General features: G+C 75.2%; 23 protein-coding genes. 8 read left to right on the forward strand and 15 right to left on the reverse strand.

Going from position 1 to position 23,328, the window contains the following annotated elements; translation table 11 throughout:
• Window positions 1–11 precede the first annotated feature (11 nt).
• Genes mdh through PGN05_RS07890 form a run of 3 tightly spaced genes read right to left on the reverse strand, consistent with a single transcriptional unit; the run spans window position 12 to window position 2,163 of the window.
• A complete protein-coding gene (gene mdh / locus PGN05_RS07880; RefSeq protein ID WP_419751990.1) occupies window positions 12–965 on the reverse strand; it encodes a malate dehydrogenase in 954 nt (317 codons plus the stop codon).
• A gap of 50 nt (window positions 966–1,015) precedes the next feature.
• The gene (locus PGN05_RS07885) at window positions 1,016–1,315 is read right to left on the reverse strand and encodes a DUF3017 domain-containing protein (protein ID WP_419751991.1); all 300 of its coding nucleotides are present in this window, start codon (window positions 1,313–1,315) and stop codon (window positions 1,016–1,018) included.
• Window positions 1,312–2,163, reverse strand: a complete 852-nt coding sequence (locus PGN05_RS07890) for a bifunctional methylenetetrahydrofolate dehydrogenase/methenyltetrahydrofolate cyclohydrolase (RefSeq protein WP_419751992.1) — start codon at window positions 2,161–2,163, stop codon at window positions 1,312–1,314. Before PGN05_RS07890 ends, PGN05_RS07885 begins: the two co-directional genes overlap by 4 nt.
• A 98-nt stretch (window positions 2,164–2,261) precedes the next feature.
• Here PGN05_RS07890 and PGN05_RS07895 point away from each other — a divergent pair, with 98 nt between their 5' ends.
• Entirely contained in the window at window positions 2,262–2,939 is a 678-nt protein-coding gene (locus PGN05_RS07895) for a hypothetical protein (protein ID WP_419751993.1), read from the forward strand.
• 10 nt (window positions 2,940–2,949) lie between these two features.
• On the opposite strand, the gene PGN05_RS07900 is transcribed toward PGN05_RS07895, so the two are convergent.
• The 8 genes from PGN05_RS07900 to PGN05_RS07935 form a co-directional block, all read right to left on the reverse strand.
• Window positions 2,950–3,591 (reverse strand): pentapeptide repeat-containing protein, encoded by a 642-nt coding sequence (locus PGN05_RS07900; protein WP_419751994.1) that lies wholly within the window; start codon window positions 3,589–3,591, stop codon window positions 2,950–2,952.
• Window positions 3,592–3,653: 62 nt separating this feature from the next.
• On the reverse strand, window positions 3,654–5,207 hold the full coding sequence (gene purH / locus PGN05_RS07905) for a bifunctional phosphoribosylaminoimidazolecarboxamide formyltransferase/IMP cyclohydrolase (protein ID WP_419751995.1): 1,554 nt from the start codon (window positions 5,205–5,207) through the stop codon (window positions 3,654–3,656).
• Entirely contained in the window at window positions 5,204–5,821 is a 618-nt protein-coding gene (gene purN, locus PGN05_RS07910) for a phosphoribosylglycinamide formyltransferase (RefSeq protein WP_419751996.1), read from the reverse strand. The genes purH and purN overlap by 4 nt, the downstream gene beginning before the upstream one ends.
• A 10-nt stretch (window positions 5,822–5,831) precedes the next feature.
• Window positions 5,832–7,061, reverse strand: coding sequence for a DUF6350 family protein (locus tag PGN05_RS07915; RefSeq protein ID WP_419751997.1), 1,230 nt, complete (start codon window positions 7,059–7,061; stop codon window positions 5,832–5,834).
• A 104-nt stretch (window positions 7,062–7,165) separates the two neighbouring features.
• On the reverse strand, window positions 7,166–8,380 hold the full coding sequence (locus PGN05_RS07920) for a hypothetical protein (RefSeq protein ID WP_419751998.1): 1,215 nt from the start codon (window positions 8,378–8,380) through the stop codon (window positions 7,166–7,168).
• Between the two features lie 198 nt (window positions 8,381–8,578).
• On the reverse strand, window positions 8,579–9,457 hold the full coding sequence (sucD, locus tag PGN05_RS07925) for a succinate--CoA ligase subunit alpha (protein ID WP_419751999.1): 879 nt from the start codon (window positions 9,455–9,457) through the stop codon (window positions 8,579–8,581).
• A gap of 30 nt (window positions 9,458–9,487) precedes the next feature.
• Window positions 9,488–10,651 (reverse strand): ADP-forming succinate--CoA ligase subunit beta, encoded by a 1,164-nt coding sequence (sucC, locus tag PGN05_RS07930; RefSeq protein WP_419752000.1) that lies wholly within the window; start codon window positions 10,649–10,651, stop codon window positions 9,488–9,490.
• A 121-nt stretch (window positions 10,652–10,772) separates the two neighbouring features.
• A complete protein-coding gene (locus PGN05_RS07935; protein WP_419752001.1) occupies window positions 10,773–11,729 on the reverse strand; it encodes a hypothetical protein in 957 nt (318 codons plus the stop codon).
• A gap of 291 nt (window positions 11,730–12,020) precedes the next feature.
• On the opposite strand from PGN05_RS07935, the gene PGN05_RS07940 reads away from it, so the two are divergent.
• Window positions 12,021–12,917, forward strand: coding sequence for an esterase/lipase family protein (locus PGN05_RS07940; protein WP_419752002.1), 897 nt, complete (start codon window positions 12,021–12,023; stop codon window positions 12,915–12,917).
• A 278-nt stretch (window positions 12,918–13,195) separates the two neighbouring features.
• Window positions 13,196–14,026 (forward strand): M23 family metallopeptidase, encoded by an 831-nt coding sequence (locus PGN05_RS07945; protein ID WP_419752003.1) that lies wholly within the window; start codon window positions 13,196–13,198, stop codon window positions 14,024–14,026.
• Window positions 14,027–14,142: 116 nt separating this feature from the next.
• On the opposite strand, the gene pcrA is transcribed toward PGN05_RS07945, so the two are convergent.
• Entirely contained in the window at window positions 14,143–16,440 is a 2,298-nt protein-coding gene (gene pcrA / locus PGN05_RS07950) for a DNA helicase PcrA (protein WP_419752004.1), read from the reverse strand.
• Window positions 16,441–16,718: 278 nt separating this feature from the next.
• On the opposite strand from pcrA, the gene PGN05_RS07955 reads away from it, so the two are divergent.
• Complete coding sequence (locus tag PGN05_RS07955) at window positions 16,719–16,991, forward strand: chorismate mutase (protein WP_419752005.1); 273 nt, start codon at window positions 16,719–16,721, stop codon at window positions 16,989–16,991.
• 82 nt (window positions 16,992–17,073) lie between these two features.
• Here the strand turns inward: PGN05_RS07955 and PGN05_RS07960 are convergent, their stop codons facing one another.
• Window positions 17,074–17,481, reverse strand: a complete 408-nt coding sequence (locus PGN05_RS07960) for a YybH family protein (protein WP_419752006.1) — start codon at window positions 17,479–17,481, stop codon at window positions 17,074–17,076.
• A gap of 203 nt (window positions 17,482–17,684) precedes the next feature.
• Between PGN05_RS07960 and PGN05_RS07965 the strand changes: the two genes are divergently transcribed.
• The 4 genes from PGN05_RS07965 (at window position 17,685) to PGN05_RS07980 (ending at window position 21,425) form a co-directional block, all read left to right on the forward strand.
• Window positions 17,685–18,233, forward strand: coding sequence for a carboxymuconolactone decarboxylase family protein (locus PGN05_RS07965; RefSeq protein ID WP_419752007.1), 549 nt, complete (start codon window positions 17,685–17,687; stop codon window positions 18,231–18,233).
• Window positions 18,230–19,168: an RNA polymerase sigma factor SigJ gene (gene sigJ / locus PGN05_RS07970; protein ID WP_419752008.1), complete on the forward strand. Its 939-nt coding sequence runs from the start codon at window positions 18,230–18,232 to the stop codon at window positions 19,166–19,168. The genes PGN05_RS07965 and sigJ overlap by 4 nt, the downstream gene beginning before the upstream one ends.
• 33 nt (window positions 19,169–19,201) lie before the next feature.
• Window positions 19,202–19,933, forward strand: coding sequence for a PIG-L deacetylase family protein (locus PGN05_RS07975; RefSeq protein ID WP_419752009.1), 732 nt, complete (start codon window positions 19,202–19,204; stop codon window positions 19,931–19,933).
• A 112-nt stretch (window positions 19,934–20,045) separates the two neighbouring features.
• Window positions 20,046–21,425 (forward strand): acetamidase/formamidase family protein, encoded by a 1,380-nt coding sequence (locus tag PGN05_RS07980; RefSeq protein WP_419752010.1) that lies wholly within the window; start codon window positions 20,046–20,048, stop codon window positions 21,423–21,425.
• A 45-nt stretch (window positions 21,426–21,470) separates the two neighbouring features.
• Here PGN05_RS07980 and PGN05_RS07985 read toward each other — a convergent pair whose 3' ends face one another.
• Window positions 21,471–22,133 (reverse strand): response regulator, encoded by a 663-nt coding sequence (locus PGN05_RS07985; RefSeq protein WP_419752011.1) that lies wholly within the window; start codon window positions 22,131–22,133, stop codon window positions 21,471–21,473.
• Complete coding sequence (locus PGN05_RS07990) at window positions 22,130–23,305, reverse strand: PspC domain-containing protein (RefSeq protein ID WP_419752012.1); 1,176 nt, start codon at window positions 23,303–23,305, stop codon at window positions 22,130–22,132. Before PGN05_RS07990 ends, PGN05_RS07985 begins: the two co-directional genes overlap by 4 nt.
• Window positions 23,306–23,328 lie beyond the last annotated feature (23 nt).

The raw sequence follows: 23,328 nt of genomic DNA on the forward strand, positions 1-23,328 counted from the left end.
TGACCGGACGGTCAGAGGTCGGCCACGTCGGCCTGCTTGGCGCGCACGGCCTCGGCTGCCTCACGCAGCCCGGCCCGCTCGCTCTCGGTCAGGTCACCCTCGACGACCCGCCGGACGCCCTGGCGCCCGATCTCGGCCTCGACCCCGAGGTACACCCCGGAGATGCCGTACTCGCCGTCGACCCAGGCGCACACCGGCATGACCGCGCCCGAGTCCTCCATGACCGCCCGCGCCATGCGCGCGGCCGCGGCCGACGGCGCGTAGTACGCCGAGCCGGTCTTGAGCAGGGCCACGACCTCGGCTCCGCCGTTGCGGGTGCGGTCGACCAGGTGCTCGATGCGGTCGGCGGGCAGCACGTCGGCCAGCGGCTTGCCGTCCACGGTGCACCGCGAGGGCACGGGCACCATCGTGTCGCCGTGCGAGCCGAGGGTGAGCGTCTGCACCGAGCTCACCGGGACGCCGAGCTCCTCGGCGACGTTGTTGGAGAACCGGGCGGTGTCGAGCATGCCGGCCTGGCCCATGACCCGGTTCTTGGGGAACCCGGTGGCCAGCTGGGCCAGCGCGGTCATCTCGTCCAGCGGGTTGGAGACGACGATGACCACCGCGTCGGGCGAGGTCCGGGCGACGTTCTCGGCGACCTGGCGGACGATCTTCGCGTTCGTCTCGATGAGGTCCATCCGGCTCATGCCGGGCTTGCGCGGCAGCCCCGCGGTGATGACCACGACGTCGGAGCCCTCGGTGCCCTCGTAGGACCCGCCGCCGACACCGACGACCCTGGTCTCGAAGCCCTCGATCGGCCGGGACTGGTTCATGTCGAGGGCCAGACCCTCGGGTTTGCCCTCGACGATGTCGGTGAGGACGACGGTCTCGAAGACGTCGTACTCCGCGAGTCGCAGGGCGGTGGTCGAGCCGTAGAACCCGGCACCGACGACGGTCACCTTGCCGTTCCTGGGCTGCTCTGCCATGGCGGCCAACCTATCGTTGCCCGCGGGCAGCCGCCTGCGGGGGGCCTCGCTCAGCCCCCTGCCAGTGCCAGGCTGAGGCCGATGAGGGTGACCCCCGTCCCGAGCAGCAGGACGACGTCGACCGGGCGGCTGCGCACGGCCAGGAAGCCCACCCGGCGCACCGGCAGGAGCAGCCGCACCAGGCCGCCGACCACCAGGCCCAGCCCCACGGTGACCAGCCCCTGCCGCCAGTGCTCGAGGGCCACCATGACCAGGCCCGCCGCGACCACCAGCAGCACCACGAGCAGGGGCACCTGCCGGAGCAGCCCGGCGAGGAAGGGCCGCCGGGTGTAGAGCGGCGGCCGGGTCACCCCGCGGCCTGCTCCGCCGCGAGGACGACGTTCTGCAGCAGCATGGCGCGGGTCATCGGCCCGACCCCGCCCGGGTTGGGCGCGACGAACCCGGCCACGTCGAGGACGTCGGCGGCGACGTCGCCGGCGATCTTGCCGTCGACCCGGCTCACGCCGACGTCCAGGACCGCGGCGCCGGGCTGCACGACGTCCGCGGTGACCAGGCCGGGGACACCCGCCGCGGCGACGACGATGTCGGCGGTGCGCAGGTGCGCGGCGAGGTCGCGCGTGCCGGTGTGACAGAGGGTGACCGTGGCGTTCTCGCTGCGGCGGGTGAGCAGCAGGCCCAGCGGCCGGCCGACGGTGATGCCGCGGCCGACGACGACCACCTCGGCACCGGCGATCGGCACGTCGTAGCGGCGCAGCAGCTCCACGATCCCGACCGGCGTGCACGGCAGCGGGCCCGCGACGTTGAGCACGAGCCGGCCCAGGTTGACCGGGTGCAGGCCGTCGGCGTCCTTGGCCGGGTCCATCCGCTCGAGGACGGCGCTCTCCTCGATGCCCTTCGGCAGCGGCAGCTGGACGATGTAACCGGTGCAGGCGGGGTCGGCGTTGAGCTCGTCGACCACGGCCAGGACGTCGGCCAGCGTGGCCGACGCGGGCAGCTCGCGCTGGATGCTGGCGATGCCCACCTGGGCGCAGTCGGAGTGCTTGGCGTTCACGTACCACCGGCTGCCGGGGTCGTCGCCGACCAGCAGCGTGCCGAGGCCGGGCCGGTGGCCGGCGGCGGTCAGGGCGGCGACCCGTTCGGTCAGCTCCGCCCGGATGGCTGCTGCGGTGGCCTTGCCGTCGAGGATCGTCGCGGGCACGGCCGACAGTGTGCCCGAGAGCCGACCACCGCACGCTCCGGGTGCCTAGGCTCGCGGGCAGCGGGCGCGTCCCGCCTGCCGACCGGCGAGGAGAGCAGATGAGCGAGCGCGAGCAGTCCCCGGCCGGTGCCGCCGGCGGCACCGGGGACTGGCGGGAGCAGACGACACCGGGCATCGAGCCGGTGCGGGGAGGCCCGGCCGACCCCGGGTACGGGCCCGGCCCCAGCACCCCGGCCGGCTACGGGAGCGCCGCCGCGGGCTCGGGTGCGGCCGGGTTCGGCGGAGCCGGGGCGACCACCACCGCCCCCGCGTACTCGACCCGGCCGGTCCCCGTACGCCGGCCCGACACCTTCGCCAGCCTGCTGCTCATCCTCGCCGGCATCGCCGCCGCGGTGAGCCTGCTGCTGCAGTGGCTGCCCGGCAGCGACCGCAACGGCCTGGACCTGGTCCGGCGGGGGTTCGACGAGCTGGAGAACGGGTTCGGCGAGCTGCTCGGCAGCGGTTTCTGGCAGCCGATGGCCGTCATCCTGGGCGGTGGGGTGCTGTTCGTCCTGGGGTTGCTCCTCGTGCTGCCGGCCCGGACGCACCGCTTCCTCGGCGTCCTCGCCCTGCTGGTCAGCCTGGTCGCGGCGGCCGGGGTGCTCGTGCCGCTGGCCGGCACCGGCTGGGACCTCGACGCCATCGACACCGGCTTCTGGTTCGCCGCCGCCGTCCCGGCCCTCGGCCTGCTGGGCGCGCTCAAGGCGTTGCTCACCGGGCCGCGGTCGGGCCGCTGACGCGCCCGCCTCAGTCGGCGACGAGGGCGCCCTGGGCGCGGGCCACCTGCACGGCCTGCACCAGGTCGAGCCGGACGCCGGTCAGCCCGAACGCCCGCCAGTCGACCGCGTCGGTCGAGGCGCCACGCAGGTCGGCCCCGCGCAGCTGCGCCCCCTGCAGCCGGGCGTGGTCGAGGTCGGCTCCGGTGAGGTCGCACTCGCGCAGGTCGGCGCCGGTGAGGTCGGCCTCGCGGAACCGCTGACCGGACAGGTCCAGGCCGGAGAGGTCGGCGCCGCGCAGCGCGGTCCACGACCAGTCGCTCTCCACCGAGGTCATCGGCCGCAGCTCCGCGCCGGGGAACTGCGACCCGGTCAGCTTGCAGCCGTCCCACCGCGCGTCGAACAGCCGCGCCCGGTCGAACCGGCAGGAGAGGAACGCTGACCCCGAGTGCCGCGACCCGGCCATCCGGACGCCGGTCAGCACGCACTGGTCGAACACGCACCGCCGGGTGACCAGCTCCTCCAGCCCCGCGTCGTCGAACCGGCACCGGGTGAAGGTGACGCCCTCGAGCTCGGCGCCCCACCAGTCGACGCGGGCGTAGTCGGCCCCCTCGACCTCGGCGCCGGCCTCGGGCGGTCCGACGTGCGGGCGTGGCCCCCTGCCGGGAGGCACGCGGCCCCCTCGCAGGGGCCCGCCGCGAGCCTGCGAGTGGTGGGGGGCGAGGGGGTCCTCCATCAGTGGGCGAAGTGGCGGGTTCCGGTCAGGTAGAGCGGCACGCCGGCCGCCGCCGCGGCCGCGACGACCTCCTCGTCGCGGACGGAGCCGCCCGGCTGCACCACCGCCCGGACGCCGGCCTCCAGGAGGACCTGCAGCCCGTCGGCGAAGGGGAAGAACGCGTCGGAGGCGGCCACCGACCCGGCGGCCCGCTCCCCCGCCCGCGTGACGGCCAGCCGGGCGGCGTCCACCCGGTTGACCTGCCCCATGCCGACGCCGACCGTGGCCTTGTCGTGGGCCAGCAGGATCGCGTTGCTGCGCACCGCGCGCACGCTGCGCCAGGCGAAGACGAGGTCGTCGAGGCCGGCGGCGTCCAGCGGCTCGCCGGTGGCGAGGGTCCAGGTGGTGGGGTCGTCGCCGGCCGCGTCGATGCGGTCGAGGGTCTGCAGCAGCAGCCCGCCGCCGACCGGCCGCCACTCGGTCGCCCCGGGGCCTCCCTCGGGCAGCCGGAGCAGCCGGATGTTCTTCGTGGCGGTGAGCACCTGCAGCGCGTCGTCGGTGAAGGACGGCGCGGCGACGACCTCGGTGAACACGCCGGCGACCTGCTCGGCCATGGCCAGGTCGACCTCGCGGTTGGCCGCGATGACGCCACCGAAGGCGGAGACGGGGTCGCAGGCGTGCGCCTTGCGGTGGGCGGCGGCGATGTCGGTGCCGACGGCGATGCCGCAGGGGTTGGCGTGCTTGATGATCGCCACGCACGGGTCGGTGTGGTCGTGCGCGGCGCGCACCGCCGCGTCGGTGTCGACGTAGTTGTTGTAGGACATCTGCTTGCCGTGCAGCTGCTCGGCCTGCGCGAGCCCCGGCCGTCCGCCGCCGCGGTAGAGGGCGGCCTGCTGGTGCGGGTTCTCGCCGTACCGCAGGACGTCGGCGCGCTCCCAGCTCGCCCCCACCCAGGCGGGGAAGACGGTCTCCTCGTCCGGCGCGAGCACACTGCCCATCCAGGAGGCGACGGCGATGTCGTAGGTGGCGGTGTGCCGGAAGGCCGCGGCGGCCAGCCCCTGCCGCTGGGCCAGGGTGAAGCCCCCGGCCGTGACCGCCGCGAGGACGTCGCCGTAGCGGGCCGGGTCGACGACGACCGCGACCGACGGGTGGTTCTTGGCGGCCGCCCGCACCATCGCCGGGCCGCCGATGTCGATCTGCTCGACGCACTCGTCGGGGCTGGCCCCGGAGGCGACGGTCTCGGTGAACGGGTAGAGGTTCACCACCACGAGGTCGAACGGGGCGATGCCGAGGTCCTCGAGCTGCTGCACGTGGTCGGACTTGCGGCGGTCGGCCAGGATGCCGGCGTGCACGGCGGGGTGCAGGGTCTTCACCCGCCCGTCCAGGCACTCGGGGAAGCCGGTCACCTGCTCCACCGGGGTGACCGGGACGCCGGCCTCGGCGATCCGCCGCGCGGTCGCGCCGGTGCTCACCAGCTCCACGCCGGCGTCGGCCAGGCCGCGGGCCAGCTCCTCGATCCCGGACTTGTCGTAGACGCCCAGCAGCGCGCGGCGGATGGGGGTGCGGTCGCTCATCGGGGGTCCTCCGTGTCCTCGGTGGGGAGGTCGGTGGCCAGTCGCGCCACCGTCTCCACCAGGAGCTCGCGCTCCACGGCCTTGATCCGTTCGTGCAGCCGCTCTTCGTCGTCACCGGGCAGGACCGGCACCTGCCGCTGGGCCAGAACCGGGCCGGTGTCGACGCCGGCGTCGACCAGGTGCACGGTGCTCCCGGTGACCGGCACGCCCGCGGCCAGGGCGTCCCGGACCGCGTGCGCGCCGGGGAAGGCGGGCAGCAGCGCGGGGTGGGTGTTGACCAGCCGCCCCTCGAAGGCGTCGAGGACGGCGGGGCCGACGATCCTCATGAAGCCCGCGGACACCACCAGGTCGGGCCGGTGCTCGGCGACCGCGGCGGCCAGGGACCGGTCCCACGCGGCGCGGTCGGCGGCGTCGCCCAGCCGGCAGGTGAAGGTCGGGATCCCGCGGCGGCGGGCGTGCTCGAGCCCCGGAGCCGCGCGGTCGCTGCCCACGGCGACCACGGTCGCGGGGTAGCCCGGGTCGTCGGTGGCCTCGAGCAGCGCGGCGCACAGCGAGCCGGTGCCCGACAGCAGGACGACGACCCGCGCCCGCGACGACGACTGAGGTGCGGGCACACCTGCGACCCTAACGGGGCGCGGGCCGCCCTCCCCCGGCTGGTCCGGAGCGGGCTGAGCGCCACCGGGTGACCGCGGCACCGACCGCGGCGGCGATGCCGGCCTGCGCGGCGACGGCCAGGCCGGTCGTCACCGGTGGGGCACCGACGCCGGCCAGGCCGCCGTCCCCCAGCGAGCCGCCGGCGGCCCAGGCGAGCAGCCCACAGGCGACCCCGAGCAGCACGCCGGCGAGCACACCCCAGAGGCCGGCGGCCACGGGACCGCCGTCGTCCTCCCGCAGCCGGCGGCCCAGGGCCGCGCCCGCCACCAGCCCGGCCAGCGCCGGCACGACCTGCGAGGCGAAGGCCAGCAGCGGCACCGCCTGCGTGTCCGGCAGCGCGGCCAGCAGCGGCAGGGCGGGCACCGCGCCCAGGGTGACGCCGTGGACGGACACCAGCGTGCCGCTCCCGACGGCGAAGCCCGGGCCGGCGGCCAGGCCGATGGCCGCCGCGGCCGCGTTGGGCAGCAGCAGAGCGCCGAGTGCGAGCAGCCCGACCGCTCCGGCGCCCGCACCCCCGAGCGCGCCGACGAGGGCGGCGTGCCCCGCGGTGTCGGAGGCCAGCGCGACGGCCACCATGAGGAACGCCAGCGCCAGCGCGGCGAGCAGCCCGGCGAGGACGGCGCGCAGCAGCGGGCGGACGGGCGGGGGCAGCCGGTCCAGCGCGGTGTCGAGCAGCCCGGACTCCCGCGCCGTCCCCCACCCGGCGGCGAGGACGGCGAGCAGGGCGCCGCCGACCGCGCAGCGCAGCAGGTCGACGTCCGCCCCCCGGGTGTCGACGGCCAGTGCGACCAGGACGGTCAGCACGGTGTGGGTCACGGCCACGGCGGCCAGGACGGCGCCTCCGTCCCGCCCGTCGCCGAGGTCGCCGGCCCGGACGACCCCGCGTGCGGCGCTGGACAGGCCTCCCGCCACGACGAGGGTCAGCAACAGGGGGGCGAGCACCAGCGGTCCGGAGTCCAGCTCGAGGCCGCCGCCCTGGGCCAGCAGCCACAGCTGGCCGGCGACCCGGGCCGACCCCTGCACCGGCAGCCCGCCGGCCGGGTCCAGCGTCTGGACGACGACCACGGCCAGGCCGAGCCCGAGCAGGCCGAGCACCGACACCGCGACCGCCGCCAGCCCGGCGAGCAGGGGCGCGCGACGGCGGACGGTCGCGGGGTCCCGCTGCCCGGGCAGGCTCAGGCGCGCCAGGAGGGAGACCACGACTCCACTCTCCCAAGCCCGCGGCCGGGTTCGCCGCTGCACGCGCCCGTCCCGGTCGACGAAACCGGCGCGGGCCACCGGACCCGAGCCGTCGTGACCCGCCGTCAGGTCGGGTCGGTGGACGGCCCCGGCTGCGCACCGGACGCCGTGGCGCCACCCGGCTGCCCGGAGCCCGGCCCGCCCGTGACCGGCGGCGGCGGGCGGCGGTGCTCCTGCCTCGGCCCGGTCGGCGGCTGCTGCCACGGCGCCGCCGCCTGCTGGCCGTGGGCCTGGGCCTGGCCGTACGGCTGGTCCTGGGCCTGACCGGGGGCCTGGGCCTGACCGTAGGCCTGGCCGTGGGGCTGGTAGCCGTACTGCTGCGGCGCACCCGCGGCGCCGTACTGCTGCGGCGCACCGCCGTACTGCGGCGCCTGCTGCTGCCCCCACTGCGGTGGCCCGGCCACGGTGCCCGCCGTCTCCGGGCGGCTCTTCAACTCGGGGAGCAGGCGCAGGACGGCGAAGGTCAGCGCCGCGGCGGACGCGAGGAACGTGAGGAGGGCGAAGACGCTGAACCCGGCCTCGAAGGTGCTGATCCACTCGACCAGCGTCAGGAGGAACGCCAGGCCGGTCAGTCCCACGGTGACGAACGACCGCGGGAACGGCACCGCCACGGGGTGGACGGCCGGCAGGAGGGCCCACACCGTCGCGAGGAGGAGCAGGGCGAAGGCGGCGGTCACCAGGCTGAAGTCGAAGCCGTTGATCGACTCCGAGATGCCGAAGCCGAAGTCGAAGGTGAACCACGGCAGGACGGCGAAGACGAGGAAGAGCACGGTGGCGCCGGCGACGACGTGGTCGCCGAGCCTCAGCCGCTTGCGGTCGAAGCCCAGCGACACCCCTCCACCGGCCGGCTGCGGGTGTCCGCCCTGGCCGGGCGGCGGCCCGTAGCCCGGCTGCCCGTACCCGGGCTGACCGGGAGGCGGGGCGCCCCATCCCGGCTGCTGCCCGTAGCCGGGCTGCTGGGGCTGGCCGTAGCCGGGCTGCTGGGGCTGGCCGTAGCCGGGCGGCTGCCCGTAGCCGGGCTGTTGCGGCTGACCGTAGCCCGACGGCTGCCCGTAGCCCGGCTGCTGGGGCTGGCCGTAGCCCGACGGCTGCTGGCCGTAGCCCGACTGCTGGGGCTGGCCGTAGCCCGACGGCTGCTGGCCGTAGCCCGGCTGCTGGCCGTAGCCGGGCTGTTGGGGCCGGCCGTGGCCGGACTGGCCGGGCGGCCCGGCCTGCTCCGGCTGCTCGCCGTACCGCGGGTGCCCGGACCCGCCCGGCGGCTGCGGCGGCTGACTGGTCATCGCGGGGCACTCCTCGGTGGTGGCGTGATCACTGCGCGCATCCTGGGCAGCGGCCGGAGGGCAGGGCAACCGCGGCGCGCCTGCTCTCCCCCGTCCGTGACGGTATCGAGTTCCGGGAACGCCGCTGCCCGGCGACCTCGACGAGGTCACCGGGCAGCGGTGGCAGATCGACCCTCCCAGCAGGAGGAAGGGCCCGTCTCAGGCGCCCACGAGCTCGCGCATGAGGCGGGCGGTCTCCGACGGGGTCTTCCCCACGCGGACACCGGCGGCCTCGAGGGCCTCCTGCTTCGCCTGGGCGGTGCCGGCCGAACCCGAGACGATCGCCCCGGCGTGGCCCATGGTCTTGCCCTCGGGGGCGGTGAACCCGGCGACGTAGCCGACCACCGGCTTGGTGACGTTGGCCTCGATGAAGTCGGCGGCGCGCTCCTCGGCGTCCCCGCCGATCTCGCCGATCATCACGATGGCCTCGGTCTCCGGGTCGTCCTGGAAGGCCTGGAGGCAGTCGATGTGGGTCGTGCCGATGACCGGGTCGCCGCCGATGCCGACGCAGGTGGAGAACCCGATGTCGCGCAGCTCGTACATCATCTGGTAGGTCAGCGTCCCGGACTTGCTGACCAGCCCGATCCGGCCCTGCTTGGTGATGTTGGCCGGGATGATGCCGGCGTTGGACCGCCCGGGGCTGATCAGGCCCGGGCAGTTCGGGCCGATGATCCGGGTGGCCCCGCCCTGCGCGTGCGCCCAGAAGCTGGTCGAGTCGTGCACCGGGATGCCCTCGGTGATGACGACGGCGAGCCCGATCTGGGCGTCGACGGCCTCGATGACGGCGTTCTTCGCACCGGCCGGCGGGACGAAGATGACGCTGACGTCGGCGCCGGTCTCCTTCATCGCCTCGGCGACCGAGCCGAACACCGGCACGCTCGCGCCGTCGAAGTCGACGCTCTGGCCGGCCTTCTTCGGGTTGACGCCGCCGACGATGGCCGTGCCCGAGGCGAGCATGCGCTGGGTGTGCTTGCGCCCCTCGGAGCCGGTCATGCCCTGGACGATGACCTTGCTGTTCTCGTTGAGGAAGATCGACATCTCTCTGGTGTCCTGTCCGGTCTCGGTGGTTCAGGCGGCGGCGAGCTCGGCGGCCCGGCGCGCGGCGCCGTCCATCGTGTCCACCAGGGTGACCAGGGGGTGGTTGGCCTCGGCGAGGATCCGCCGGCCCTCCTCGACGTTGTTGCCGTCGAGCCGGACGACCAGCGGCTTGGTCGCCTCGTCGCCGAGGAGCTGCAGCGCGTGCACGATGCCGTTGGCGACGGCGTCGCAGGCAGTGATGCCGCCGAAGACGTTGACGAACACGCTCTTCACGGCCGGGTCGGACAGGATGATGTGCAGCCCGTTGGCCATCACCTCGGCCGAGGCGCCGCCACCGATGTCGAGGAAGTTGGCCGGGCGGACGCCGCCGAACTCCTCACCGGCGTAGGCGACGACGTCGAGCGTGCTCATGACGAGCCCGGCGCCGTTGCCGATGATCCCGACCTCGCCGTCGAGCTTGACGTAGTTGAGGTCCTTCTCCTTGGCCGCGGCCTCCAGCGGGTCCGCCGCGGCGGTGTCCTCGAGGGCGGCGTGGCCCTCGTGCCGGAAGCGGGCGTTCTCGTCGAGGGTGACCTTGGCGTCCAGCGCGAGGACGGTGCCGTCCGGCGCCTTGGCCAGCGGGTTGACCTCGACCAGCGTCGCGTCCTCCGCGCTGAAGGTCTCCCACAGCTGGACGGCGATGGCGATGACCTGGTCGCGGACCTCGGCGGGGAACCCGGCCGCGTCGACGATCTCCGCCGCCTTGGCGGTGTCCACGCCGACCGTGGCGTCGACGGGGATGCGGGCCAGCGCCTCGGGGCGCTCGACGGCGAGCTGCTCGATGTCCATGCCGCCCTCGACGCTGGCCATGGCCAGGAAGGTGCGGTTGGAGCGGTCGAGCAGGTAGGAGAAGTAGTACTCCTCGGCGATGTCGCTGGCCTGGGCGACCATCACGCGGTGGGTGATGTGGCCCTTGATGTCGAGGCCGAGGATGTCCTGGGCGCGGGCGCGCGCCTCGTCGGCGTCGCCGGCCAGCTTGACGCCGCCGGCCTTGCCACGGCCACCGGTCTTCACCTGCGCCTTGACGACGACGGTCGTCCCGATCTCGCGGGCGATCGCCTCCGCCTGCTCCGGGGTCTCGGCGACGCCGCCGGGCAGCACGGGCACACCATGGGAGGCCAGCAGGTCACGGGCCTGGTACTCGAAGAGATCCACGAACAGGCACCGTAACCCTCGCCGGGCGCCGTCGTTCCACCGGCACCACGGGCCATGACGGGCATCACAGCCCCCCGCCACCGGTGTTCCGCAGGCCGGAAGGCGAGCCGTGACCGACGACTCAGCGGGCGGCGGACGCCGGCCGGCGGACCCGCCAGGCCAGCACGGTGAGGACCCCGTAGGCCAGGCCGGCCACGAGCAGCCCGGCGCCGGGCAGCGTCCACACCAGCTCGTCGGAGACGGCGGCGTCGCGCAGGCCGGTCAGCCCCAGCGACAGGACGACGACCCCGATCGCCAGCAACCCGCCGACGGCGGCCAGCCGCGGCCGCAGCGACGGCGCCACCACCGAGCAGAGGACGACGGCGCCCGCGAGCAGCAAGCCGCCCAGCAGGGCCAGGCCGGGGCGTTCGAGCAGCCCCTGCGCCCCCGCCTGCTCCACGACCTCCTGGAGCCCGGTCGTCGGATCGGTGATCAGCCGGTCGGGGACGTCGGCGGCCGGCAGCACCAGGCAGAGCACCGTCCCCACGCCGAGCAGCACCGCGGCACCGGCCAGCGCCGGACGGGCCGGGTCGAGCGACCCGCCGTCCTCCATGACCGTCCGCCCCCACGACGCCGCCGCCAGGGCGCCGGCCAGCACGGTGAGCCCCAGGGCGAGGGCTCCCAGCACCCAGCCGGCACCGATCTCCACCGTGCTGGTGAGCACCCGCCGGCCCACGAGGACCTCCAGGCCCGGGCGCACGGTCGAGGCGCTGGCGCGGTACAGCTCGATGAGCAGCAGGCCGAGCGAGAGCGCTCCGGACACGGCCGCGTAGGCCAGCCCGAAGCGCGGCACCCGGCCGGCCGCGAGGACGGCGCCGACGGCGACGGTGACTCCGGGCGCGAGCAGACCGGCCAGGACGCTGCCCGCACCGAGGGCCTGGGTCAGCTCCTGGCCGCCCACCACGAGGTAGGTCGGGACGAGCGCGGCCACCCCCGCCAGGCCCGCCAGGACGAGGAGCACCCCGGCCAGGCGCGCGCCTCCCGGGGTCGGCCCGAGCACCAGCCCGTCGGCCCGGCCGGGAGCCTTGGCGGGGCCCACCGCCGGCGGACGGACGGGGGTCCCGCGGGCCCCCGCCGGGCGCGGGCGGGCGGGGCCGCCTCCGGCGGTGTCCCGCCTCCGCGTGGAGCCATCCCGGGTGGCCACGGTTCCCCCTTCGTCCGGTTGGTCACGAACCGGCCTCGATCGGTGCCCGGGCGGCGACGCTCGTGTGACGGGCGCCACACCAAGGCATTACCGTCGCGTGAACAGGGCACCCGAGAGGTGCTCCCGCCGCCAGGCGGGTCCGTCGATCCCGGGCACTCCCGGAGACAGCAACGGGGAGGACCGGCGATGTACCCGACCAGCGACCCGGGCTCGGGCCCAGAGTCGCACACCGACGGTCCGGTACCCGGAGCGCCACGGGGCGGGCTGCGGACGCTGGTCACCCGCGCGGCGCTGACCGGGGGCATCACCGAGCTCGCCCTCGTCGGCGCGCACCTGCTCATGTACCCGCTGGGCACCCGGACCGACCGGCTGCGGCCCGATCCGCGCTGCCGGCCCGGGGAGCAGCCGCCCGCCGTCCGGGCGCTGTTCGCCGCCGACCCGCTGGCCGCGCGCATCCCGGTCGTCCTCGTGCACGGCCTGGTCGACAACCAGTCGGTGTTCGCGGTGATGCGCCGCAGCCTCCGCCGCCGCGGCTTCGCCCACGTCTGCTCGTGGAACTACAGCCCGCTGCTGACCGACGTCGCGCGGGGCGCGACCGCGCTCGGGGAGCACCTCGAGCGTATCTGCGAGCAGACCGGGCACGAGCGGGTGCACGTCGTCGGGCACAGCCTCGGCGGGCTCATCGCCCGCTACCACGTGCAGCGGCAGGGCGGGGACCAGCGGGTCGAGTCGCTGGTGACCCTCGGGACGCCGCACCAGGGCACGGTGCTGGCCCACCTCTGCCCCACCCCGCTGGTCCGCCAGCTGCGACCCGGCTCCCCGGTGCTGCGCGAGCTCGCCCAGCCGGCGCCGGGTGTCCGGACGCCGGTGACCGCGGTCTACAGCGACCTCGACCAGGTCGTGCTGCCCACCACCGCCGGCCGCTGTGACCACCCCGACCTCCGGGCGCGCAACGTGCTCGTCCGCGGCGTCGGCCACATGTCGCTGCCCTTCCACCGCACCGTCCTGGACGAGGTCGCGGTCACCCTGGCCGGTCACCGGCGGGCCGAGCCGTCGCCGGCCGCGCCGGCCGCCGTCGCCTGAGGAAGCCCCCTCCTCCCCGCCCCTCGTGAGCTCGGGGCGGGCCTCCGGTGCGCCCGGGACCACCGGTGACGCGAGTCCCATCTGTCCCACCCGTTGCAGACAAAGCGACACGCGGTGCGGGTGACCGGCCGCGACCTGACTCATCGTTACCGTCCGATCACGGCGCCGGTACCGACCGGCGGGCGTCGCAGTCCCGGACGCCTCCGCCGCCGTCGCTCCCCCGACGGTCCGCCCGCGAGGGCACCGCCGGGATGGGCCGCTTCCCAAGGAGGTGCTCCGTGACTCGCCCGTCCGTACTGCTCGAGCGACCGGGGGCCGACCGTGAGCCGGCCGCTCCCGCGATCCCCTCGCCGCGCGCCGCCACCGACGGCGTGGTCATCGCCGCCGCCCCGCGCGCCGACGGCGCCGCACCCGAGGCCGACGCCGCGGAGACGCCCGCGCTCCGGCGCCGCCTCCCCCGCCCGCCCGGTCGGCGCGGCCCGCTGTGGCTGGCCGCCCTCGTGGCCGGCGCGCTCATCGCCGGCGTCCCGACGGTCCTGGGCGGCGGCCCGGCCGAGATCACCGTCAGCGCCGCCGAGTACGGCCTCGGGGTCGCCTCCGACATCGGCCTGACCGGTGACATGGAGGACGCCGGTGTGCGCCGCGGCATCACCGAGGCCGAGGCCCAGGCCCGTCTCGGCGAGCTGGCCGCGTCCCGCGCCGCCCGGACGCCGAAGACCGCGCGCCCCGTCGACGGCGCCCGTCTCACCACCTGCTTCTGCATGCGCTGGGGGTCCATGCACTACGGCATCGACCTGGCCGCCCCGCTGGGCACGCCGATCGTCGCCGCGACCGACGGCGTGGTGATCCGGGCCGGCCGCGCGTCCGGCTACGGCAACGCGGTCTACATCCAGGACGCCGACGGCAACGTGCACGTCTACGGGCACATGCGCTACTTCTCCGTCGAGGCCGGCGACCTCGTGCACGCCGGTGACCCGATCGCCAAGGTGGGCAACGAGGGCCAGTCGACCGGGCCGCACCTGCACTACGAGGTCCACCGTGGCGGCATGGACGGCCGGCCGATCGACCCCGAGGACTTCCTGGCCGAGCGCGGCGTATCCGTGCCGTGACGGCACGACCCTCCTGAGCTCCACCCGCACCGGTTGCGGGCGTTACTCGGGCACTGCGGGTCCTGCAGCGCCCGCACTACCCGGGCACCACCCGCAGTGGTGGTGCCTGCTCGGAGCTACAGCTTGACGAGGGGCGCGTAGCGCAGGACGAGCCGCTTGGTGCCGCCCGAGCCGAAGTCCACGGTGGCCTGCGCCTTGTCGCCGGCGCCGGTCACCTCGACGACGGTGCCCAGCCCGAACGCGTCGTGGCTGACCCGGTCGCCCACCTCCACGGCGATCACCGCGCGGTTGCCTGCGCCGCCACGCAGCCCGCCGGTGGACAGCCCGGTGGCCGCCACCCGCTGCTGCGCGGACCGGAAGCCGGTGCTCGGCGCGGGGGCCGGCTCCTTGCCCGCCCACTGCACGGTGTCGGCCGGCAGCTCGTCCAGGAAGCGCGACGGCGGGTTGTAGGCCGGCTGCCCCCAGCTGGTGCGGACGGTGGCGCGGGAGATGAACAGCCGCTGCCGGGCCCGGGTGATGCCGACGTAGGCCAGGCGGCGCTCCTCCTCGAGCTCCCGCGGGTCGCCCAGCGCCCGCAGGTGGGGGAAGACGCCGTCCTCCATGCCGGTGAGGAAGACGACCGGGAACTCCAGGCCCTTGGCGGTGTGCAGGGTCATCATCGTGACCACGCCGGCGTCGTCCCCGGCGACCGGGATCTGGTCGGCGTCGGCGACCAGCGACACCTGCTCGAGGAAGTCGGTGACCGAGCCGCCGGGGTTGGCCGCCTCGAACTCGGCGGCCACCGAGATGAGCTCGTTGAGGTTGTCGACCCGGCCCTCGTCCTGGGGGTCGGTGCTGGCCTGGAGCTCGGCGAGGTAGCCGGTGCGGTCGAGGATGCTCTCCAGCAGCGCGGCCGGCCCCGAGCCCGTCTCGACCAGGTTCTCGAACTCCTCGAGCAGCGCCACGAACTCCTGGATGGCCTTGAGCGACCGGGCGGCCAGGGTGGTGACCTCGGAGCACCGGCGCAGCGCGTTGGCGAAGGCGATCCGCTCCCGGTCGGCGAAGCCCTCGATGCAGGACTCCGCCTTCTCGCCGATCCCCCGCTTGGGCACGTTGATCACCCGGCGCAGGCTGACCACGTCGGCCGGGTTGGCGACCACCTTGAGGTAGGCCAGCGCGTCACGGACCTCCTTGCGCTCGTAGAAGCGCACCCCGCCGACCACCTTGTAGGGCATGCCGACGCGGATGAACACCTCCTCGAAGACACGGGAGGCGTTGTTGGTCCGGTAGAAGACGGCGATGTCCTTGGGCTTGGCCGTGCCCTCGTCGACCAGCGCGTCGATCTGCTCGGCGACCCAGGCGGCCTCGTCGTGCTCGTTCTCGGCGACGTAGCCCTCGATCAGCTCGCCGTCGCCGGCGTCGGTCCACAGGCTCTTGGCGCGGCGGCCGGTGTTCTTGGCGATGACCTGGTTGGCCGCCTTGAGGATGCGCTGGGTGGAGCGGTAGTTCTGCTCGAGCAGGATCGTCGTGGCCTGCGGGTAGTCCCGCTCGAACTCGTCGATGTTGCGGATGGTGGCGCCGCGGAAGGCGTAGATCGACTGGTCGGCGTCACCGACCACGCACAGCTCGGCGGGCGGCACCGGGCCACCCTCCGGCCCCACCAGCTCGCGGACCAGCACGTACTGCGCGTGGTTGGTGTCCTGGTACTCGTCGACCAGCACGTGGCGGAAGCGGCGGCGGTAGTGCTCGGCGACGTCCGGGAAGGCCTGCAGCAGGTTGACCGTCGTCATGATCAGGTCGTCGAAGTCCATGGCGTGCGCCTCGCGCAGCCGCCGCTGGTAGAGCGTGTAGGCCTCGGCGAGCACCTTCTCCGGCGCCGTTCCCGGGACGAAGGACTCCTCGTCGATCAGCTCGTTCTTCAGGTTCGACACCTGCGCGGCGAGGCTGCGGCCGGGGTAGCGCTTGGCGTCGAGGTCCAGGTCGCGGGCGACCATCGTCATCAGCCGGACGGAGTCGCCCTGGTCGTAGATCGTGAACGAGGACTTCATGCCGAGCTTGCCGGCCTCGGCGCGCAGGATCCGCACGCACATCGAGTGGAACGTCGACACCCACATCGCCCGCGCGCGCGGGCCGACGAGGTGGGCCACCCGCTCCTTCATCTCGCCGGCGGCCTTGTTGGTGAACGTGATCGCCAGGACCTCGCCGGGCTGGACGCCGCGGGCGCCGAGCAGGTAGGCGACGCGGTGCGTGAGCACCCGCGTCTTGCCGGATCCGGCACCGGCGACGATGAGCAGCGGCCCACCCTCGTGGACGACGGCCTGACGCTGGGGCCCGTTGAGGCCGGCGAGCATCCGGTCCAGCTCCCGCCCGACCGAGCCGGAGGCGGAGCGCTGGAGGGCGGCGGTACCGGGGAGGGCCTGCTGGACGCTGCTCATGACCACACCACTGTAGTTCGGACGGGTGACCTCCCCGGGGCCGCGGACCACCCGCCCCACCCGACCCGCCCGATGGACCCGGTGGCGAGCGGGGCCGCGGCTGTGGCACACTCTGCGCCGTGCTCGCCGCCCTCAGCTTTTACTACGGCCACCGGGATCCGGTGTCCGTCACCGCTGGCTGAGCACACGCCGCAACAGACGCCCCGGGCCCGAGGAGCCCGGGGCGTTTCTCGTTCTCGGGGTCCGACGGCCTCCCGCCCGCCCCGGAGGAACTCCCGATGACCGCCACGATCCCCACCGCTCCCGCCGCCGACGAGCGCATCGCCGAGCTGCGCGAGGAGATCGACACCTGCGACGCCGAGATCATCCGGCTGGTGCAGCGCCGGCTGGCCGTGTCCCAGCAGATCGGTGAGCTGCGCCAGTCCACCGGAGGCACCCGCCTGTCCCTGTCCCGCGAGCAGCAGGTGCTGTCCCGCTTCCAGGCCGAGCTCGGCCGGGACGGCGCGACGCTCGGGATGATGCTGCTCCGCCAGGGCCGCGGCCGCCTCTGAGGAAGGACCCCGTCCTCCCCACCCCGCGCAGGCTCAGGGCGGGACCCGGGACGGGGCCGTTCCAGTCCGTCACCAGGCGCGTTCAGCTCCGGCGCTGGTCGGGCGGCGGGAAGTCCGCGTGGCGGTGCACCAGCCACCACGTGCCGTCGACCCGCTGGTACACGTGCGTGACCCGGATCGTCATCGGCCGGGGCTCACCCCCGTCGACGCGGACCACCCCGTGCTCGGAGCCGACCGTGCAGGCCAGGTCCCCCGAGACCCGGACGACGTCCTGCTCGGGCCGCAGCGCCCCGTCGCTGAACCGGCTCCCCACCCACTGGAAGGTCCGCGTGACGGCGTCGTGGCCCTTCTCGATCGGCCCCCACGCCCCGAACAGGGTCACGTCGTCGGTGTCAGCCCACAGGGCCGCGTAGGGCCCGGGGTCGCCGGAGCCCATCGCCGCCAGCGCGTCGGCCGTCCGCTGCAGGGCCTGCGCGAGGTCTGCGTCCACGTCCGCTCCTCCCCCGGCGGACCCGTCGCCCACGGGCCGCCGTGCCGAACCCGGACCGCCAGGATGCTCCGGACCGCAGCCGCCGGGAAGGCCCGCCGCAGCGGTCGGCCGACGAGCGCTCCGGCCACCGTCCTCCGGCCCGATGTCACGCCCCGCGGCGCCGCGTCGTCTCTGTGGACACCACCGCCCGGAGGAGAGACGCCATGGCCCGCATCCCGCTCGACCCGCCCCGCACCCGCCTGTACCGCCTCACCGAGTGGTACGCCCGGCGGACCTACGGCGTCGTGCCCGACCCGTTCGCCGCCATGGCCCACAACCCGCGGGTCCTGGTCACCGACGCCGGCTTCGAGACCTCGCTCGCCCGGTGGAACCGGCTCGACCGCACGCTCAAGGCCCTCGCGTCCATGGCCTCGGCCGTCTCGATCGGCTGCTCCTGGTGCGTGGACTTCGGCTCCTGGATCAGCACCAACGAGGGCGTCGACCCGGCCAAGCTCCGCGACGTCCCGCGCTGGCGCGACAGCGACGTCTACACCGACCTGGAGCGGCGGGTCATGGCCTACGCCGAGGCGGTGACGGCGACCCCGCCCACCGTGACCGACGAGATGGTCGACGAGCTGCGGCGCTCGCTGGACGACGCGGAACTGGTCGAGCTCACGATGATGGTGGCCGTGGAGAACGTCCGGTCGCGGTTCAACAGCGCCCTCGGCCTGACCAGCCAGGGCTTCCGCGACCGCTGCGAGGTGCCCGCATGAGCGATCCGCTGGCCGCCTTCGACCGGCACCGTCGGCTGCTGTTCACCGTCGCCTACCAGATGCTCGGCAGCGTCGCCGACGCCGAGGACGTCGTGCAGGACGCGTGGCTGCGCTGGTCGGCGGCCGACCGGACCGACGTCGCCGAGCCGCGGGCCTACCTGGTGCGGATCGCCTCCCGGCTGGCGCTGGACCGGCTGGACGCCGCCCGCACCCGGCGGGAGACCTACGTCGGGCCCTGGCTGCCCGAGCCCCTCCTGACCGGGTCCACGCCGGTGGCCGGGGCCGCTCCCCCGCCGGACCCCGACGACGCCGCGGTGCTCGGCGAGCAGGTGTCGCTCGCGGTCCTCGTCGTCCTGGAGACCCTGTCACCGGCCGAGCGGGCGGTCTTCGTCCTGCGCGAGGTGTTCGGGCTGCCCGCCGGGGAGGTGGCCGCGGTCCTGGGCCGCAGCGAGGCCGCGATCCGGCAGATGGCGCACCGGGCGCGGGAGCACGTGCAGGCCCGGCAGCCGCGCTTCGACGCCGACCGCACCGCCCAGCGCGAGGTCACCGAGCGCTTCCTCGCCGCCTGCGCGGGCGGGGACGTCGAGGCGCTGCTGGCCGCGCTCGCGCCCGACGTCGTCCTCGTGACCGACGGCGGGGGCCGGGCCAAGGCGGCGCTGCGGCCGATCGTGGGTGCCCAGAAGGTCGTGCGCTTCCTCCTGGCGACGGCGTCCGAGGGGCTGGCCACCGCCGACCTGCGGATCGAGGTGGCCGACGTGAACGGCGCGCCCGGCGTCGCGGCCTGGGTGGCCGGCGAGCCGTTCCTGACGATGTCGCTGGTCCTGGCCGGCGGCCGGGTCACCCAGGTGCTGGTCGTCCGCAACCCGGACAAGCTGCGCGGGCTGGCCGCCGCGGTGCCGTCCCGAGGCGCACCGCAGCCCCGTCCTCCCCGGTGAGCAGGGCGGGGTCCTTCTCCTAGGCTCCGGCGGGTGACCCCGCCGCTGCCCCGGAAGCCCGCCGAGCACGTCGAGCGCGCCCTGTGCGTGCTCGCCCACCCCGACGACGTCGACTTCGGCAGTGCCGGCACCGTCGCCACCTGGACCTCCGCCGGCACCGAGGTCACCTACCTGATCGTCACCGACGGCGACGCCGGCGGCTTCGACGAGACCCCGCGCGAGCAGATGGGCCCGCTGCGGCGCGCCGAGCAGCAGGCCGCCGCCGCGGCCTGCGGGGTCGAGGACGTCCGCTTCCTCGGCTACCCGGACGGCCGGCTGGAGCTGACCCTCGACCTCCGCCGCGACATCAGCCGGGTGATCCGGCAGGTCCGGCCGCAGCGGGTGCTGACCAGCTCCCCCGAGCGGTTCTGGGACCGGATCGGCGCCAGCCACCCCGACCACATGACCGTCGGCGAGTCGACGCTGCGGGCGGTCTACCCCGACGCCCGCAACCCGTTCGCCTTCCCCCAGCTGGCCGCCGAGGGGCTCGAGGCGTGGACGGTCGAGGAGGTGTGGCTGACCGCCAGCCCTCGCAGCGACCACGTCGTGGACGTCACCGACGTGGTCGAGCTGAAGTTCGCCGCGCTGAAGAGCCACGTGTCGCAGGTGGCGCACGTGGCCGACCTGGAGCAGTTCGTCACCGGCTGGATGCGGGAGAACGGCCGCCGGCTGGGCCTGCCCGACGGCCGGCTCGGCGAGGCCTTCCACATCGTGCACACGGCATGACGCAGCGCGCTCGCCGCGCACCCCGCAACCCGCCTGGAACGCACGACTCCGGGCCGTAACGCGCCGTCGGTTCCACTCGACCCGTCCAGCCACCCTCCGGACGGGAGACCCCATGACGCTGACCACACCCGAGGCCGGCCGGCCCGACCCCGCCACCGCCGCGGAGGTCGTCGAGCGCGGCATCGGCCGGCGCGCGTTCGTCCAGGCCGCGCTGGCCGCCGGCGCCGTGCTGGGGACCGGCCTCGCCGGCGCGTCCCCCGCCGCCGCGACGCCCCGCACCCGCCTGCCCGGCGAGGTCCTGCAGCCCGGCCAGGGCCCGATCGACGGCGAGGCGTACCTCTCCTCCCTGCCGGAGGAGGTGCTCTGGGGGTACCTGCCCCGGGTCGGCGACGCCCCCGTGGCCCGGCTCCGCTCGGGCGGCACGATCACCGTCGACACGGTGAGCCACGAGGGCATCCTCGAGGACCAGGGCCGCGACCCCGTGGCCTGGTTCGGCGGCCACGGCGTCCCCCGCGAGCACGTCCTGGACGACGCGGTGGCGATCGCGGCCGGCTACGACCGGCACCCGCGCAGCTTCGACGCCGACGGGCCGCACGTCGTGACCGGACCGGTCTCCGTCGAGGGCGCGCAGCCGGGTGACGTGCTGAAGATCGAGCCGCTCACCGCGCTGCCCCGGGTGCCCTACGGCGTGGTCTCCAGCCGGCACGGCAAGGGCGCGCTGGCCCGCCAGCTGGCCACCCCGGAGGGCGGGATCACCGAGGCCGAGGTCATGCCGCCGGTCGGGACCGACGGGCGCGCCACCGGGGACCCCACCCGCTACGGCAACGTCTCGGTGTTCACGCCGCTGGAGCGGGCCCGGGGCGGGGAGACCCGCGCCACCATGCCCGTCGGCACCGCGGGACGCCGGGTCTCCTGGCCGGTCGACTGCTTCGCCGGCCTCATGGCGGTGGCCACCGTGGCCGACGCGCCGGTCCCGAACGACCCGCTGGTCAACTCCATCCCGCCCACCGTCGGCGGCGGCAACATCGACATCCGCCGGCTGAACGTCGGCTCGGCGTTCTACGTGCCGGTCGTCGGTGAGGGTGCGCTGTTCTCGGTGGGCGACCCGCACATGTCCATGGGGCACGGCGAGGTGGCGCTGACCGCGCTGGAGGGGTCCCTGCGGCTGACCTTCCGGCTCACCGTCTGCAAGCCCGGCTCGGGCGATGCGCCGTCCGTGGCCTTCCGGTACCCGTTCGGCGAGTCACCGGACGCCTGGCTCCCGATCGGGCTCTCCGACCCCGACGGCTCCCGCGGCGGGCAGTTCGTCGACCTGGACGTCGCCGCCCGGCGGGCCGTGGTCAACGCCCTGGACTTCCTGGAGCACGACCTCGGCATGGAGCGGACGGTGGCCTACGCCTACCTGTCGGCCGCCGCGGACTTCGAGGTCTCCCAGGTGGTCGACCGCACCGTCGGCGTCCACGGGGTCATCTACAAGAGCCACTTCGCCTGAGCGCCCCGGGGGCAGGGACGGCATCCCCTGCCCCCGGGGGCGGGGTCAGAGCAGGCGGTTGGTCGCTGCCCAGCGGGTGAGCTCGTTGCGGTTGGACAGCTGCAGCTTGCGCAGCACGTTGGAGGCGTGCGACTCCACCGTCTTCACCGAGATGAACAGCCGCGACCCGATCTCCCGGTAGGTGTAGCCGCGGGCCAGCAACTGCATGACCTCGCGCTCGCGGGCGCTCAGCAGGTCCAGCCCGGGGTCGGTCGCCGGGTCCTCGGGCTCGGCCGGGGCCGACGCCGGCGTCGCCGCGAACGCGTCCAGCACGAACCCCGCCAGCCGCGGGCTGAACACGACGTCGCCCTCGGCGACCCGGTGGACGGCGTCGAGCAGGTCCGGCCCCGAGATCGTCTTGGTGACGTAGCCGCGGGCGCCGGCGCGGATGACGGCGATGACGTCCTCGGCGGCGTCGGACACCGACAGCGCCAGCCAGCGCACCGACGGCACCTCGGCCCGCAGCGCCTCCAGCACCGCCCGGCCGCCCCCGCCGGGGAGGTGGACGTCGAGCAGGACGACGTCCGGGCCGGTCGCCCGGATGCCCTCGATCGCGGTGGGGACGTCGGCGGCCTCGCCGACGATCGTCACGGCGTCCCCGAGCTCGGTGCGGACGCCGGACCGCACCATGGCGTGGTCGTCGACGAGGAAGACCCGCGTCCCGGTCACGCGGCCTCCCTCGGCAGGAACAGCTCCACCTCGGTCCCCTCCCCCGGCGCCGACCGGACGCTCGCCGATCCCCCCACCCGGTCCAGCCGGCCGGTCACCGAGTCGCGCAGCCCGCGCCGGTCGGCCGGCACGGACGACGGGTCGAACCCGGCGCCGCGGTCGCGCACGAAGACCGCGATCCGCGACGGGGTGACCTCGGTGTAGAGGTCGGCCGAGGTCGCGCCCGAGTGCTTGGCCGCGTTGACCAGCGCCTCGCGGGTGGCCGCGCCGAGGGCGGCGAGCGCCTCGTCGACCGGGGCGTCGCCGACGACGACGGACTCCACGGTGAGCGCGTGGTCGGCCTCCACCTCGGCGACCATCCCCTCGACCAGCGCGGCCCAGGTGCCCTCGGTGGCCTTCTCCGGCTCGTACAGCCAGGTGCGCAGCTCCCGCTCCTGGCTGCGGGCCAGCCGGGCGACGACCTTGGGGTCCTCGCTGTGCCGCTGGATGAGGGCCAGGGTCTGCAGCACCGAGTCGTGCAGGTGCGCCGCGACCGCGGCCCGCTCCTCCGACCGGACGCGGGCGGTGCGCTCGGCCTCCCGCGAGGCGAGCAGCCGCCGCCACACCGGCGCGGTGGCGAGCGTGATGCCGACGAGGATGACCAGAGTCGCGGTGAAGCCGTTGCGGGCGTTGGCCAGCTGGCCGGTCGTGGCCAGCAGCAGGATCACCCCGACCACGCCGAGCGCGATGCCGCCCACCAGGACCCACGGCACGCCCGGCTGGGCCAGCGAGCGGTCGGTGTCCAGCTGCCGCCAGATGACCGCCAGCCCCGTGCCGGCCAGCAGCAGCGGCATCACCAGGTCGCTGTTGCCCCAGGTGGCCATGTTGGTGACCAGCACCAGCGCGCCGAGCCCGAGCAGGGTCAGGCCGAGCGCCTGCCGGCGGCTGGGCTGCTCGCCGGGCTCGGCGGTCTCCGGTACGGCGTCGACGGCGGCGACCGGCATGAAGAACCAGAGGATCCCGTAGGCGATGACACCGACCCCAGTCACGGCCAGGACCACGAACGCGATCCGGACGACCAGCGGGTCCATCCGCAGGTGGACCGCCGTCCCCGCGGCGACGCCGGACAGCAGCCGCCCCGAACGCGGACGCGCCAGGGGCGGACGCTGCGGCACGAGGGCAGTCGTCGTCACGCTGACGATCGTCGCACCGGACG

The organism is Geodermatophilus sp. CPCC 206100 (genome assembly GCF_048569675.1).
Lineage (GTDB): Bacteria > Actinomycetota > Actinomycetes > Mycobacteriales > Geodermatophilaceae > Geodermatophilus.

Coding starts and splice junctions, on each gene's coding strand:
- mdh (WP_419751990.1), bottom strand. CDS start 965: ATGGCAGAGCAGCCCAGGAACGGCAAGGTGACCGTCGTCGGTGCCGGG.
- PGN05_RS07895 (WP_419751993.1), top strand. CDS start 2,262: ATGAGCGAGCGCGAGCAGTCCCCGGCCGGTGCCGCCGGCGGCACCGGG.
- purH (WP_419751995.1), bottom strand. CDS start 5,207: ATGAGCGACCGCACCCCCATCCGCCGCGCGCTGCTGGGCGTCTACGAC.
- PGN05_RS07920 (WP_419751998.1), bottom strand. CDS start 8,380: ATGACCAGTCAGCCGCCGCAGCCGCCGGGCGGGTCCGGGCACCCGCGG.
- sucD (WP_419751999.1), bottom strand. CDS start 9,457: ATGTCGATCTTCCTCAACGAGAACAGCAAGGTCATCGTCCAGGGCATG.
- PGN05_RS07940 (WP_419752002.1), top strand. CDS start 12,021: ATGTACCCGACCAGCGACCCGGGCTCGGGCCCAGAGTCGCACACCGAC.
- pcrA (WP_419752004.1), bottom strand. CDS start 16,440: ATGAGCAGCGTCCAGCAGGCCCTCCCCGGTACCGCCGCCCTCCAGCGC.
- PGN05_RS07955 (WP_419752005.1), top strand. CDS start 16,719: ATGACCGCCACGATCCCCACCGCTCCCGCCGCCGACGAGCGCATCGCC.
- PGN05_RS07965 (WP_419752007.1), top strand. CDS start 17,685: ATGGCCCGCATCCCGCTCGACCCGCCCCGCACCCGCCTGTACCGCCTC.
- sigJ (WP_419752008.1), top strand. CDS start 18,230: ATGAGCGATCCGCTGGCCGCCTTCGACCGGCACCGTCGGCTGCTGTTC.
- PGN05_RS07980 (WP_419752010.1), top strand. CDS start 20,046: ATGACGCTGACCACACCCGAGGCCGGCCGGCCCGACCCCGCCACCGCC.